This is a genomic window from Acinetobacter brisouii CIP 110357, assembly GCF_000488275.1.
GTDB lineage: Bacteria > Pseudomonadota > Gammaproteobacteria > Pseudomonadales > Moraxellaceae > Acinetobacter > Acinetobacter brisouii.
This window is the reverse complement of the sequence record NZ_KI530762.1, coordinates 1746601-1761651: the sequence shown is the minus strand read 5'-3', so window position 1 is coordinate 1761651 and position 15051 is coordinate 1746601. Positions and strand designations below refer to the sequence as shown.

Genomic DNA, 15051 nt, shown 5'->3' with positions numbered 1-15051 from the left:
AGATGTAAGGCTTAGCTTACATCTAAGTCTAAAACAAGAAAAGATAAATCAATTAGTGGTAGCTAGTGACAAGTTCAACTTCATCTTTACTACCCAAAATCACAGGTACACGTTGGTGTAATTCAGTTGGCTGAATGTCTAGAATACGAACACGACCAGTCGTTGCTACGCCGCCAGCTTGTTCAACCAGCATGCTCATCGGGTTTGCTTCATACATCAAACGTAAACGACCTGCTTTTTTCGGGTCTTTCAAGTCATACGGATACATGAAAATACCGCTACGACATAAAATACGATGCACATCACCTACCATACAAGCGACCCAACGCATGTTAAAGTCTTTACCGCGAACGCCTGTTTTACCTTCAAGTAATTCATTAATATAACGTTTTACAGGTTGTTCCCAGTGGCGCTGGTTAGATGCATTAATTGCAAATTCCTGAGTTGTAGGGCTAATGCTAATATCTTGTTTGGTTAATACAAACTCTTGACTATCAACATCATAGGTAAAGAAAACAGTACCAACACCTACAGACAGTGCCAACATGGTCGATGGACCATACATCACATAGCCTGCAGCAACCTGATCAACACCAGCTTGCATGAAATCTTCCGCTTGGGTCACGGCATTTTTTGCAGGAAGAATTGAGAAAATTGTGCCAACACACATATTAATGTCAATATTGCTTGAGCCATCAAGAGGGTCAAACAACACCAGATATTGACCATTTTCTTGCGCTGAAGTAAAAGTATCCAATTCTTCAGATGCTAAACCACCTACGTGTGGATGAACTTGTAGAGCATCAATTAAGATCTGGTTAGAAATTACATCAAGTTTCTTTTGCGTTTCGCCCTGAACATTTTCGTGTTCTGCACTACCTAAAATTCCCGCAATCGCACCTTTTTGCAATGCCTGATCAATCGTCTTGCAGCTCTCAATAATCGTTTCAATGACACTGGCTAGTTCTGGTGTAAGATTTCCCTGTTGTTGTTTTAAATACTGGGATAATGTGGCAGTTGACATAATGAGGTTGCTCCAAATTTTGTGCAATATGTTCTTGGCTAGAACGGCTGGGGCATATTTTAGATGAGAACCGCAAAAAATAAAAATTTTATAGACACAATTGACATTATTTTTCAGCTTGCAAGTCTTGCAGAACATGCTATTTTAAAATCATAACAAGAGGAAAGAGGATATCGTTATGACAACAAAGACTTTTGATGCCATGCCGACGCCAAGTGAAGCGATTGATTTTAATGAAATTACTGATGAAAATGTCAAATCGGCTTGGGCGAATTATGAGACCAAACCTGAATACAAAGAATTTAACAAGCATGATCTGATTGAATCGATGCAATCATGCAAAATTGATGAAACTACGAAAAAAGTACTCGATCATTAAAAAAGCGCTCCATTTTGAGCGCTTTTTTAATACAAAGATTGCTTATTTTAGAAGTGGAGGCACTGCTTCATAGTTTAATTCTACGCGGCGGTTTTCTTTCCATGCATTTTCATCATGCCCTGGGTTAATTGGCATTTCTTTACCATAGCTTACGGTATCAAGTTGGGTTGGGTTAACACCGTAAGAAACCAGATAGTTAAATACTGATTTTGCGCGACGTTCACCGAGTGCCATATTGTATTCACGTGTACCACGTTCATCGGTATGACCTGTTAATGCGATCTTAGAACCAGAATTCGCTTTTAAAAAGTCAGCATGAGCTTGCAGTGTTTGATAGTCAGTAGATGACAAGTCACTGCTGTCATAACCAAAATGTACAACACGTTGAGCAAGGAATGCTCGGTTAGCATCGGTAACACCTTTCGCTGAAGCACCTTTTAAGTTCTTTGCATCAAGTGCTGCATCGTCGCTTAAACCTGCAGTATTGACTGTAGTTGTACCTGATGGGTTGGTTGTAGGATTAACTTGAGTTGTTGGTTTACGACTCGCACATCCTGTGAAAATTACAGTAGATGCCAACACTGGAAGGATAAGAAGTTTTAAAGTTTTCACGATGGATACTCCACAATTACGATATGTAATAAAAACTGAAATTATTTAGGTGCCCATGCAGGTTCACGGACTTCACCTTGCTCACTTGGAAGGTTCATACGGAATTGACCATTGGTCGAAATAATCGACAGCAAACCACGATTGCCTTCATGAGTGGCGTACACCACCATTTGCCCGTTTGGTGAAAAACTTGGTGATTCATCTAGGTCAGTTGGGGTGAGTACATTCAGTACGCCAGAATTTAGATCCTGAATTGCAACTTTAAAATTGCTGCCTGCAGGTCGATGTACCATCGCCAGTTTTTGACCGTCAGCACTGAGAGTACCGCGTGCATTAAACGTTCCTCGGAAGGAGATGCGTTTGCTTGAACCATCGGCAAACGTATAGCGATAGATCTGTGGTGAGCCGCCTCGGTCAGAGGTAAAAATAAATGATTTACCATCTGGTGCGTAACGCGCTTCAGTGTCAATCGCTGAATCATTGGTAATGCGCTCATATTGGTGAGTCGCGAGATCCATACGGTAGATATCAGGGTTTCCATCCATAGATGATGTAAACAACATTGATTTACCATCTGGCGAGAAGCTTGGCGCGCCGTTTAAACCTTTGAAGTTGGTGAGTACCTGACGTTGTCCTGTCGATAAATCCTGTAAATAAATTGCAGGGCGTTTGGTTTCAAACGAGACATATGCAATTTGTTTACCATCTGGTGTCCATGCTGGAGACAGAATAGGATAGTGTGAAGACAAAACTGTGAATGGTCGTTCACCATCTGTATCTGCAATTTGCAAAGTGTAGCGTTTGTCTGAATTACTTGGATCTCGTAAGACATAGGCAATACGACCACTGAAATCCCCTTGAATGCCTGTGAGTGCCTGATAAATGGCATCACTCATCATATGGGCAGCTTGGCGTATACGAGAAGTCGGTACAGTTAAAACTTCGTTGAGTAAGTATTTTTGTTTATCTACATCGTAGAGCTGATAATGAACTTGATTGGTATTGGCATCGATGGCGGTAATTTTACCCACCACTACATAAGGAATACCTGTAGTTTTCCAGTTGGTAGCATTGATATTGTCGATACTGCCACTGGTTGGTAAGTTTTGTGATGCACTGCTAAAGCGCCCCGAACGATTAAGATCGGTCTCTACGATTGGGTAAATGCTTTGATCATTGCTAAATGGCACAATCGCAATTTTAGGTGCTTGTTCAGGTGCTTTGGCAATTTCAAGATGCAGTTGAGCTGAGGTCGTTGTGGATAGGGTAGAGCCCAATCCTGCAACAAAAGCTAAGGCAAGAAGATGCTGACGTTTCATTTCCATCATTGTTATGCAGATCTTAGGGTGAAAAGGTTTTACACAATCTAAACCATGCGGGTTAAATAAACTATTACTTTGCTGTAAAAGTTATATAAAAAAATTGTCGATATTTAATAGCATCGGGGAGCGGATAAGGGGCTGATTGTAAAATGGCCTGACGAATACTGTCTTGCATTTCTTTTGAGTTGCTTTGAATGTCTATACTTAACACATTGCCGTCTAAATCCAGTTGAATTTTTACTTTTGCGATTTGTCCTGAACTATGCGGAGGAACATTCCAAGCATTCATAATTTTACGTCTATATAAATTCTTCCATGCCTGAATAGCTTCAATTTCAGCTGCTGTCAGTTTAGTGTTGAATCCCTCTGGATGTTTAATATCAGTGTCAGTTTGTTTTATTGCTTCTCGTGCAGTTTGCTGTTGAGTATTCGCTTGGGGGTTGTTCGGAAGCTTCTAATGGGGTTGTTCGGAAGCTTCTAAATATAGAAGTGGTTTGCTCTGCAAATACAGAATGACTTGAACTTAAAATGATAAGTGTAATTAAACGAGTTGAAAGATATTGAAAAGTTGATTTTAAATTAGACATAATTTGAAGTTTAAGTATGACCTTTTTGAGAAGATCATACTTAATTTTGGATTATTTTGCTGTGAATGTGGCACTAAAGCTTTGGGCTTCTCGACGTGCATCTGGGTCACTTGGCATCGGGTAAGGTGCAGCCCGACGAACAGCGGCTTCTACACTGGCTTTTACATCAGGGTCGCTTGAGCTGACCAATACCGAGGCAACGCCTCCTGAGGCAGTCAGGGTCACACGCACACTGGCTGTTTTTCCTGTAGAATCTGATGGAACATCCCAAACACTTTTAATTTTATTTTGAAAATCACGCTTTGCAGTCGAAGCAATGTGCTTAGCTTCTGCCTTTTTATTGGCTGCGTCTTTAGCGGATTGAGCTTTCGCATCTGCATCTGCTTTGGCTTTCGCATCAGCCGCAGCCTGTTTTTTAGCTTCTAGAGCAGCTTGATGTTTTGCGTCTGCATCGGCTTTATGTTTTGCATCTGCTGCTGCCTTGGCTTTGGCATCAGCCGCCGCCTGTTTTTTTGCTTCTAGAGCCGCTTGATGTTTTGCATCTGCAGCTTTGGCTTTAGCGTCAGCCGCCGCCTGTTTTTTTGCTTCTAAAGCAGCTTGACGTTTTGCTTCGGCATCGGCTTTACGTTTTGCATCAGCAGCTTTGGCTTTCGCATCAGTATCAGCCTGTTTTTTAGCTTGTAAAGCAGCTTGGCGTTTTGCCTCTGTAGCCGCTTTAAGTCTTGCATCAGCAACGGCTTGTTTTTGTGCTTCAAGAGCAGCTTGACGTTTAGCATCTGCTGCTGCCTGTTTTTTGGCTTCAAGTGCAGCTTGGTGTTTGGCTTCGGCAGCTGCTTGTTTTTGCGCCTCTGCAGCCTGATGTTTTGCCTCAGCTTCAGCTTGTTTTTTCGCTTCTAGTGCGGCTTGATGTTTTGCTTCAGCATTAGCTTCGGCTTGTCGTTTCGCTTCTAAAGCGGCTTTTGCATCTGCTTGCTTCTGAGCATGTAATGCTGCCTGATGCTTAGCAGCTTCGGCCGCTGCCACTGTCGCAGCAAGTGCAGCAAGCTGTTTGGTATCAGCAGAGCTTGATTTGGCTTGTGGTTCAGGTGTCGGCTCTGGTTTTTCTACAGCTTTGGCTGCAGCTTGAGTTGAATCTTGTTCAGGTGCAGTAGCCGTTTCAGTATTTTCTGTTTGTGGCAAAGTACTTGGATCAACCAAATAAGTTTTTAATTTTTTTGGTGGTTCAGGTGGTTTACTTAAGCCTAAATACAATAATCCCACAACGGCAATCACGTGTACGCCAAGGGTAAATCCGATGGCGATCGCTTTTTGCTGAAAAGGTGGTTTTTGAATCTGTTTCATAAGTTACTTCACTGGCTCAGTGAGTAAGCCAACTTGTTCTAATCCTGCTTGTTGCAAGTTTGCCATGAGTGTGACCACATCGCCATATGGGCGTGACTTGTCACCATTGACCAATACATTAAGCTGAGTATGGTTTTGGCTTGCTTGCTGTTGTGCCTTGCTCAGAATATCTTTGAGTTGATCGAGCGAAAGTGGCTGATCATTATGATGATCCTGATAGTTTAAATAGTAATTTCCATCTTTATTTAAACTGACAATAGCAGGGGTGTCTTTAGATTCAAACGGGGTGCTGCTGGCTTGAGGTAAGTCAACTTTAATACTGCTGGTAATCATTGGCGCAGTCACCATGAAAATCACCAGCAAAACGAGCATGACATCAATGTAAGGTACAACATTCATGTCACTTTTCAGAGGTTTTTTAATACGCTCGAAGCGTCCAGAACGCTGGATGGCCATTATTCAGCATCCTGTGTGGTACTGAAAGATTGGCGTTGCAGGAGTGCAACCATTTCTTCGGAAAATAAAGCTCGGTCCGAGTACACTGCTTCACTTTTTGCAGTGAAATGGTTAAATGACAGCACAGCAGGAATCGCAGCAAATAAGCCGATTGCGGTTGCAACCAAGGCTTCTGCAATACCAGGAGCAACGGTTGCCAAGGTGACTTGCTCGACAGCAGCCAAACCAATAAAGGCATTCATGATGCCCCAGACTGTGCCAAATAAACCAATATACGGTGCAACCGAACCAATACTCGCTAAAGCACTGAGTCCAGATTCCATATAGCTTTGATCACGACTTAAGCCAACACGTAAAATGCGTTCTGTGCCTTCGATCGTTTGCACCAAAGGCGCATGGCGTTTCTTAAGTTTTAAAAACTCTCCAAAACCTTGATAAAAAATATCTTCTAAACCATGACGTTTTGAGTTGAGCTGTGCATTATTGTACAAGGTGCTGAGTTCAGCGCCCGACCAGAAAATTTTCTGAAAATGTTCATCTTGTTGCTGAGCTTTTCTAAAGCCTAAATATAATCTGGCAATCAAGTACCAGCTATATAGCGAAGCCAAAAACAGCAGCAGCATGACAGCTTGAACGACTGGGCTTGCTTGCAAAACTAAATCGGAAATATGCAGGGTAGCAGTTACTTGATTTGCCATAGTACAACAGGTCACTTATGCTTTTTCTTGATCCAATTGTTCTTGAATCAACTGACGGAGATAATCGGGAAGTCGACGTGGACGCATCTCTTTGCTTAAGCATGCGAGTTCAACTTCACCAGAAGCCAGCAAGATTTCATCACGATAAATTTCTTGTTGCAATACAAATGACGCAGTTTTACAAGAAATAACACGCGCAGTTACGGTGATCAGGTTATCCATCAGAATAGGGCGGTGATATTTGATATCAATTCTATGGACAACAAAGTTGTAATCGGTTTGATGCCAGTAATGATCAATGCCTGAAGCACGTAACCATTCGGTACGAGTACGCTCCATATAACGAATATGGTTGGCATGATAAACAATGCCTCCTGCATCGGTATCTTCGATGTAAACACGTATTTTGAACTCAAAACGATTAGTCATAAATGTTTTCCATAATTACGTTTCAGGTGGAGTCAATCCAAATTGTAAATAAGATTGATTGGTCGCGATTCGGCCACGCGCGGTACGCATGACAAAACCTTGTTGAATCAAATAGGGTTCAATGACATCTTCAAGTGTGCCGCTATCCTCAGCCATAGCTGCGGCTAGAGCTTCAATTCCTGCTGGCCCACCATCGAAGCGTTCAAGCAACATACTTAAATAACGGCGATCAAGGGTGTCTAAGCCTGCTTTGTCGACATTCAGCATATTTAATGCGCGCTGTGCCATATCTTGAGTGACTTCACCAGTGCCTTTGACCTGTGCATAATCTCGTACACGACGTAACAAACGGTTTGCAATACGCGGTGTGCCGCGAGCACGGCGAGCGATTTCTGCTGAACCTTCAGGCGTCATTGGGACATCCATCAGCATGGCTGAGCGGCTGACAATTGAGGTGAGGTCTTCTACAGAGTAAAACTCAAGGCGCTGTACAATGCCAAAACGGTCACGTAGCGGTGAAGTGAGTAAGCCTGCGCGTGTTGTTGCAGCGACTAAAGTAAACGGTGGTAGATCGAGTTTAATCGAACGTGCAGCAGGACCTTCACCAATCATGATGTCGAGCTGATAATCTTCCATGGCAGGATAGAGAATTTCTTCAATTACAGGAGAAAGGCGATGAATTTCATCAATAAACAGCACATCACCTTCTTCGAGGTTGGTTAATAGTGCTGCCAAATCACCCGCACGTTCAAGGACTGGGCCAGAGGTAGATTTGAGGTTACCACCCATTTCACGGGCAATAATATTGGCAAGCGTGGTTTTTCCCAAACCTGGAGGGCCAAAAATTAAGGTGTGATCCAGTGCTTCGCCGCGACCACGGGCTGCACCAATGAAAATTTCCATTTGCTCACACACAACAGGTTGCCCGACATAATCTGCAAGTGTTGCTGGTCGAATGGCCCGATCAATATGATCTTCAGTTTTTTCTACACTACTAATTAATCGATCTTGCATGGTGCTTATCATTTCATCATAGATTTAAGTGCTGCACGAATCAGGTCTGCGACATCGGTATATTGATCTTTGACTAAAGCAATTGCTTTTTGCGCCTCGGCAGGTTTATAGCCCAGAGACTGTAATGCTGCTTCGGCTTCTGCAACTGCAGAATTTCCAGAAAGTTGTAAAGTGCTATTTGGATGATTCTGTGTCTGATGACCAGATAGCCCTTTAACACGATCTCTTAATTCAATTAATAAACGTTCAGCAGTTTTCTTGCCCACTCCAGGTACTTTGACCAGAGTGTTTACGTCATCATGTTCAATCGTTTGAATGAGTAGTTCGACACTTAATGTGGATAAAATCCCGAGTGCCATTTTTGGACCTACACCATTAACCTTGAGTAAAGTTTTAAAAATACTTTTTTCTTGGGTATCTAAAAAACCATACAATTGCTGTGCATCTTCACGCACAACGAGGTGTGTCCATAGTGTCACTTTTTGCCCCTTTTGTAATTGGCAAAAAGTTGAAAGTGGCGTATCAATTTCATAACCGACACCATTTACATTTAATAAAACGCTTGGTGCAGTTTCGATGGAGATAATTTCGCCAATTAAGCAGCCAATCATGTCAATATTTCCTGAAATTATATAAAAGAGGTTGGTCGACCTTGCAAAACTTGCGCGAGGTCATATGCTTCATGGTCTGAAAACTTGCTGATGATATCGAGCACCTGCATGATGTTTTGGTAGTGATTTACCCCAAAATTCGCGCCAGATTGCTGCAAAATTGACATCATGCGCTGATCTTTAAAGCTCAGTTGTTTGTTTGGAACAGTGAGTGGAATAAAGGCATCGAGAATAGATTGTAAACTCATGTGTGCAACAATTTCTAAATCTAGTTTTTGTCTGTGCTTAAAGATTTTTTCACGTGCCAGATTTTTTGCTTGTTCAATCCCCTCTGAAATATCGGCAGAACAGTATTGCAGCAGTGTTCCTTCAAGTTGACCTGTTAGAATCTGGTATTGATGCTTGGCAAAAGCTGTCGTGACCTCATCGACAAGGCGTTTCATAACGCGTCCGCGTAAAGCTGCAATTTTTTGTTGCCATGTACTCCACGGTGTTGAAAGTTCGCTAGGTACACCATAGTCGGCAATTAAGTTCAAAAAAATCGGTTCAACTTCTGGGTAACTGAGAATGTTCAGGCTAATACCATCTTCTAAGTCAATCAGGGCATAACAAATGTCATCGGCAGCTTCGAGCAAATAAGTGAGTGGATGACGGCAATAATGGTATTCACCCAGTTGAATCAGTCCAAGCTGTTCGGCAATTTCTTTTAAAATCTCTTTTTCAGTCTGGTAGCAGCCAAATTTTGCTCGGCGGTGAGAAGGTTGGTCACCCTGAGATTCAATGGTTTTAGACAACCATGGATACTTTAAATATGCCCCAATGGTGGCACAGGTTAAACGCATGCCACCATTGTCAGGATGGTAGTCAACGCGGGTCAATAAGCGTAAACCTTGTGCATTGCCCTCAAACTGACGTACATCGGCTTGTTCTTCTGGACTTAATTCGGTGAGAAAGTCAGTGTGAGAAGCATCATCAAACCATTCGCGAATCGCGTATTCGCCTGCATGCCCAAATGGTGGATTACCTATGTCATGTGCTAAACAGGCTGCCTGGATGATCGCCCCGACATCGGCAGGGGTAATCCACATGGGTAAATCATCTTTGATTTTTTCGGCTGCCATCATGCCGAGTGAACGTCCGATACAGGAAACTTCGAGTGAATGGGTGAGACGTGTATGTACGCCATCGTGTTGGGTAAGGGGATGTACTTGGGTTTTTCTATTTAATTGACGAAAACTTTGTGAAAAAATAATGCGATCATAATCTTTATGAAATGGGCTGCGTCCTAATTCGTTGCGACTTTTTTTTGTACCTAAACGGATTGCTGATAGCAATTCTAACCAACGCATTTGTCTCATGAATTCAGTTTTTATTCCTTGTAAAAAGACATCATGCCAAAAAAGCGCTATAGACTCTAGAGCATAACGTCATGACTTGTCGTAATTGCAGATGTTGCGCAGTTTATCTCGTATAAATGTCGAAGCAATGACTAATTTCTGCTATATACAAGCTAAGTACAATCATAAAATTTAGAGCCGACAATAATGACACGACATTCTTCTCATACCGAAAAACATTATACCGAACGTTCAGGTTGGTTGCGTGCTGCGGTACTCGGTGCAAATGATGGCATTATTTCTGTGACCAGTTTGGTGATCGGAATTGCAGCAAGTGGTGCATCTGCACAAACACTACTGGTGAGCTGTATTGCAGGTTTGATTTCGGGTGCTGTATCCATGGCGGCAGGTGAATACATTTCAGTCAAGTCACAACAAGACATTGAACAGGCTGACCTGAAAATGGAAGCGCATGAATTGCATCACAATCCAGATCAGGAACTTAAAGAACTCACCAAAATCTATGTACAGCGTGGTTTGGAGCCGAGTCTGGCTGTTGAAGTGGCTAAACAACTGACTGCACATGATGCTTTGCAAGCCCATGCCCGTGATGAAATCGGGATTTTTGAACAAACACTGGCGAAGCCTTTGCAAGCCGCCTTTTCTTCTGCTTTTTCTTTTTCTGTTGGTGCGGTGTGCCCACTGTTGGCAATCCTGATTTTTCCTGCGCATTGGGTTCAAATCGGTGTGGGCAGCGTGGGGATTATTTCTTTGGGCGTTTTAGGTGCGCTCGCCAGCTATGTCGGAGGCAATAGCGTTTGGAAAGGAGCATTACGGGTTGTGGTTTGGGGGATTTTGGCGATGCTGTTTAGTTTTTGGGTAGGTTCGTTATTTGATGTGGATGTTCATTGATATAAGCGTGGAGATCGTGCTTTGAATGTGTATTTATTAACTTGCCACTGATAATTGAGATTTTTATTTTACTTTTTATTTGGGTTAAGGAGAGATACAAAGAGGGTATAAATCATCGAAAGAGGGCTATTTTCTATTTGAAGTTGAACAGAGACCACAGAAAAAGCCCTTTATGTTGTCTATTTGTTATGCACTCAGTTTGATTTGAAAAAAAAATTGCATTTAAAATAAGCAATCTAAAAAAAATATTTTGTAAAAATAAATACTTCTTTAAAAATCACTTACAGAATCTTATTTCTTGATCTAGCTGATTGGGGCTTTTCACAGTAGAATATGCGCTCTCTCTAAGTCACATTGCGGTAACGTCATTAACGACAAGCCCGTGGAGCCAAAATCAACATGTTTATCGTGGCCGGTGCCTCAGCGCATTCCTCTTTTAAGAAAACTCAACTATTATCGCGTTTGACGTCAATTAGTTCTGTTCAGTCTTTTGATAGCCAATGGGTTTATCTGTTTGATCAAGCGCTCAACGAGCAGCAATATCAGTCAGCTTTACAACTTTTAAATGATGGTCAGTCTTTCGAGTTGCGTCAAGTTGCAGCCGATGAAGTTCAAATTTTGGTGACTCCACGGGTTGGCACAATCTCACCGTGGTCATCTAAAGCGACCGATATTTTCAAAAACTGTAATACACCTGTACACCGCTTAGAACGTGGTCTTTTATTTACTCTAAAAGGCGTAAGTGATGTTTCAAAAGCTGTAAAGCTGGTATTGCATGACCGCATGACTGAGACTGTGTTTGACCAGATTGAAGATGCTCAAGCACTATTTTCAGAGACGGCACCAAAGCCACTCAATGCAATTGATATTTTGGGTCAAGGCAAAGAAGCATTGGTCAAAGCGAACCAAGAGTTTGGTTTTGCATTGTCAGAGCAAGAAATTGATTATCTGACTGCGGCTTTCACCAAATTGGGTCGTAACCCGAACGACATCGAATTGATGATGTTTGCTCAAGCCAACTCTGAGCACTGCCGTCATAAAATCTTTGGTTCAGAATGGACAATTGATGGTGAAAAACAACCATTGTCTTTGTTCCAGATGATTAAAAATACTTATAAAGAATCACCAAATGATGTGTTGTCAGCATATAAAGACAATGCTTCGGTGATTGTCGGTTATGACACCATGCGTTTTTATCCAAAACAAGACGCAGCAACAGGTCATTACATTTATAAATACAAGAGCCAAGCCGCTCACATCCTCATGAAAGTGGAAACCCACAACCACCCGACTGCAATTTCTCCATTTGCAGGTGCGGCAACAGGTTCAGGTGGTGAAATCCGTGATGAAGGCGCGACAGGTCGTGGTGGTAAGCCAAAAGCAGGTTTAACAGGCTTTACTGTATCTAACCTGAATATTCCTGGTTTTGAACAGCCTTGGGAAGAGAACTACGGCAAACCTTCACGTATGGCATCGCCATTACAAATCATGATCGAAGGCCCGTTGGGTGGTGCAGCGTTTAACAACGAATTTGGTCGTCCAAACCTGAACGGTTATTTCCGTACATTTGAACAAAACGTGAATGGTGAAGTGAAAGGTTTCCATAAGCCAATTATGATCGCAGGTGGTTACGGTAACATTCGTCCTGACCATGTCGAGAAAGATGCGATTCAACCAGGTGATTTACTGATTGTACTTGGTGGCCCTGCCATGTTGATCGGTCTTGGCGGTGGTGCAGCATCTTCTGTAGATAGCGGTACGATGGGTGAAAGCCTTGACTTTGCTTCTGTACAACGTGAAAACCCAGAAATGGAACGCCGTTGCCAAGAAGTCATTGATACATGCTGGCGCTTGGAAGACTTCAACCCAATCGTGTCTGTACATGACGTAGGTGCGGGTGGTTTATCGAATGCTATGCCTGAACTTGTGAATGATCACGAGTTAGGTGCAATTCTTAACCTTCGTAAGATTCCATCGCTTGAACCGGGCATGAGCCCAATGGAAATCTGGTCAAATGAAGCACAAGAGCGTTATGTTCTTGCAATTCGTCCAGAGTCTTTGGCACAATTTGAATCAATTTGTGCGCGTGAACGCTGTCCATTCGCTGTGTTGGGTGAAGCAACCGAAGCACGTCACTTAACTGTTGAAGATCCGTTATTTGAGAACAAGGCAGTCGACATCCCAATGCAAGTGATGTTGGGCGGCACGCCACGTATGCAACGTTCTTACGAAACCATTGAACGTCAAGGTAACGACTTTGATGCATCAAAAGTTGATTTGAAAGATGCGATTTTCCGTGTCTTGAAAAACCCGACGGTTGCATCTAAATCATTCTTGATTACCATCGGTGACCGTTCAATTACAGGTATGGTTGCACGTGACCAAATGGTTGGTCGCTGGCAGGTTCCTGTTGCTGATGCAGCAGTGACGACTACAAGCCTTGAAGGTTATACAGGCGAAGCAATGGCAATGGGCGAACGTCCACCAGTTGCATTGCTTAACCCAGCAGCATCTGCACGTTTAGCAGTGGCTGAAGCAATTTCAAACATCATGTGTGCCAACATCGAACAGATCAGCGACATTAAATTGTCTGCGAACTGGATGGCAGCAGCAGGTCAAAAAGGCGAAGACCAAGCCTTGTTTGAAGGTGTAAAAGCGATTGGTATGGAAATGTGCCCTGCGTTGGGTATTGCTATTCCAGTGGGTAAAGACTCACTTTCAATGCGTACCACTTGGACGGATGAAGGCGTTGATAAAGCTGTGACTTCACCGATGACAGGTGTGATTACCGCATTTGCGCCAGTCTTGGACGTTCGTAAGACATTGACACCTGAGCTAAAACAGCTTGATGATTCAGTGCTTGTACGTATTGATTTGTCAAAAGGTCAGTTCCGTTTAGGTGGTTCGATCCTTACTCAAGTTTATAAAGCAATCGGTTCAGTAACTCCTGACGTAGACAGTTTTGATGACTTCAAAGCATTCTTCGCATTAGTTCAAGACTGGAACAATCGTGGCTTACTTCAAGCTTACCATGACATTGGTGATGGTGGTTTGTTGGCAACTGTAGCTGAAATGATGTTTGCTTCACGCTTGGGCGTGGCTTTGGAAAACCAAAGCACTGAAAGCCTGTTTGCTGAAGAAATTGGTGCAGTTGTACAAATCAAGGCAGCTGACTGGGCAGCGCTTGAAGCTGAAGTTGCTGCATCAAGTCTGAAAGATGCAATTACTGTGGTTGGTCAAGTGAATAACAGCGACCAGTTAAGCATCAACGGCTTAACTTTAGACCGTGCAGAGTTACAACAGGCATGGGCAGAAGTTTCACATCAAATCCAGCGTTTACGTGACAACTCTGAAACTGCTGATCAAGAGTTTGCGTTAATTGCAGATAAAAACCACAAAGGTTTGATTGCACAGCCAACATATGACTTAAATGAACCTGTAGAAGCGCCGTTCATTAATTTACGCCGTCCAAGCATGGTGATTTTGCGTGAACAAGGTGTCAATGGTCAGACTGAAATGGCGGCTGCATTTGATAAAGTTGGCTTTAACACAGTCGATGTTCACATGAGTGATTTGCTTGCGGGTCGAGTTGACTTAAATGACTTCGAAGGCTTAGTGGCTTGTGGTGGCTTCTCTTACGGTGACGTACTGGGTGCTGGTGGCGGCTGGGCAAAATCAGTTTTGTTCAATGCGAAATTGCGTGACCAGTTCGAAAAATTCTTCCACCGTGACGATACCTTCACTTTAGGTGTCTGTAACGGCTGTCAGATGATTTCACAACTTGCGCCATTAATTCCTGGTGCGGATGCTTGGCCTCGTTTCCACCGTAACACTTCTGAAGTGTTTGAAGCACGTGCAGTGAATGTCCGTGTAGAAAAATCAGCTTCTGTATTGTTGCAAGATATGGAAGGTTCGATTTTACCAATCGCAGTTGCGCATGGTGAAGGTCGTGTTGTGGCAAGTGCTGAAAACTTGGCAAGCTTACAAGCAGGACATCAAGTGACTTTACGTTATGTGGATAGCCTTGGTCAGCCGACTCAGCATTATCCGTTGAACCCGAACGGTTCGCCAGATGCGATTACAGGTGTAACATCTAAAGACGGTCGTGCGACAATTATGATGCCGCACCCTGAGCGTAACTTCCGTGCGATTCAGCATTCTTGGGCGCCAGAAGGCTGGACTGAGGATGGTGCATGGTTACGTATGTTCCGTAATGCCCGTAAATTTATTGGTTAATTGTTGATTTAGCCAAGTTCAAAAAGCCACCGTAAGGTGGCTTTTTCTTTGCCAGTAAATCAGTTTATGCTGAGACTGTTGATTAACTAAATT

Annotated in this window: 14 protein-coding genes; 3 read left to right on the top strand and 11 right to left on the bottom strand. The window is 42.9% G+C overall.

Annotated elements, in window-relative coordinates; translation table 11 throughout:
* Positions 1–52: 52 nt before the first annotated feature.
* Positions 53–1024 (bottom strand): class 1 fructose-bisphosphatase, encoded by a 972-nt coding sequence (locus P255_RS08460; RefSeq protein ID WP_004900358.1) that lies wholly within the window; start codon positions 1022–1024, stop codon positions 53–55.
* Positions 1025–1202: 178 nt separating this feature from the next.
* On the opposite strand from P255_RS08460, the gene P255_RS08455 reads away from it, so the two are divergent.
* A complete protein-coding gene (locus P255_RS08455) occupies positions 1203–1403 on the top strand; it encodes an NF038105 family protein (RefSeq protein WP_004900360.1) in 201 nt (66 codons plus the stop codon).
* Between the two features lie 42 nt (positions 1404–1445).
* On the opposite strand, the gene pal is transcribed toward P255_RS08455, so the two are convergent.
* The 10 genes from pal to P255_RS08405 form a co-directional block, all read right to left on the bottom strand.
* Positions 1446–2015: a peptidoglycan-associated lipoprotein Pal gene (pal, locus tag P255_RS08450; RefSeq protein WP_004751420.1), complete on the bottom strand. Its 570-nt coding sequence runs from the start codon at positions 2013–2015 to the stop codon at positions 1446–1448.
* A 41-nt stretch (positions 2016–2056) separates the two neighbouring features.
* Positions 2057–3340, bottom strand: coding sequence for a Tol-Pal system beta propeller repeat protein TolB (gene tolB, locus P255_RS08445; RefSeq protein ID WP_035365130.1), 1284 nt, complete (start codon positions 3338–3340; stop codon positions 2057–2059).
* A 67-nt stretch (positions 3341–3407) separates the two neighbouring features.
* Positions 3408–3662 carry a TonB C-terminal domain-containing protein gene (locus tag P255_RS08440; RefSeq protein WP_228127528.1) on the bottom strand — a complete coding sequence of 85 codons (255 nt, stop codon included), beginning with the start codon at positions 3660–3662 and terminating at the stop codon, positions 3408–3410.
* A 313-nt stretch (positions 3663–3975) separates the two neighbouring features.
* Positions 3976–5265 (bottom strand): cell envelope integrity protein TolA, encoded by a 1290-nt coding sequence (tolA, locus tag P255_RS08435; RefSeq protein ID WP_004900368.1) that lies wholly within the window; start codon positions 5263–5265, stop codon positions 3976–3978.
* A gap of 3 nt (positions 5266–5268) precedes the next feature.
* Positions 5269–5721, bottom strand: a complete 453-nt coding sequence (gene tolR / locus P255_RS08430; protein WP_004751428.1) for a protein TolR — start codon at positions 5719–5721, stop codon at positions 5269–5271.
* Positions 5721–6419: a protein TolQ gene (gene tolQ / locus P255_RS08425; RefSeq protein WP_004900371.1), complete on the bottom strand. Its 699-nt coding sequence runs from the start codon at positions 6417–6419 to the stop codon at positions 5721–5723. The genes tolR and tolQ overlap by 1 nt, the downstream gene beginning before the upstream one ends.
* Positions 6420–6434: 15 nt before the next feature.
* Positions 6435–6848, bottom strand: a complete 414-nt coding sequence (gene ybgC / locus P255_RS08420; protein ID WP_004900373.1) for a tol-pal system-associated acyl-CoA thioesterase — start codon at positions 6846–6848, stop codon at positions 6435–6437.
* A 15-nt stretch (positions 6849–6863) separates the two neighbouring features.
* Positions 6864–7862 carry a Holliday junction branch migration DNA helicase RuvB gene (gene ruvB / locus P255_RS08415; protein ID WP_035365129.1) on the bottom strand — a complete coding sequence of 333 codons (999 nt, stop codon included), beginning with the start codon at positions 7860–7862 and terminating at the stop codon, positions 6864–6866.
* An 8-nt stretch (positions 7863–7870) separates the two neighbouring features.
* On the bottom strand, positions 7871–8473 hold the full coding sequence (ruvA, locus tag P255_RS08410) for a Holliday junction branch migration protein RuvA (protein ID WP_004900376.1): 603 nt from the start codon (positions 8471–8473) through the stop codon (positions 7871–7873).
* Positions 8474–8490: 17 nt separating this feature from the next.
* The gene (locus P255_RS08405; protein ID WP_004900378.1) at positions 8491–9831 is read right to left on the bottom strand and encodes a deoxyguanosinetriphosphate triphosphohydrolase; all 1341 of its coding nucleotides are present in this window, start codon (positions 9829–9831) and stop codon (positions 8491–8493) included.
* 186 nt (positions 9832–10017) lie between these two features.
* On the opposite strand from P255_RS08405, the gene P255_RS08400 reads away from it, so the two are divergent.
* Both P255_RS08400 and purL read left to right on the top strand, forming a co-directional pair.
* A complete protein-coding gene (locus P255_RS08400) occupies positions 10018–10722 on the top strand; it encodes a VIT1/CCC1 transporter family protein (protein ID WP_004900383.1) in 705 nt (234 codons plus the stop codon).
* Between the two features lie 399 nt (positions 10723–11121).
* Positions 11122–14958 carry a phosphoribosylformylglycinamidine synthase gene (gene purL, locus P255_RS08395; RefSeq protein WP_004900386.1) on the top strand — a complete coding sequence of 1279 codons (3837 nt, stop codon included), beginning with the start codon at positions 11122–11124 and terminating at the stop codon, positions 14956–14958.
* The last annotated feature ends 93 nt before the right edge of the window (positions 14959–15051 follow it).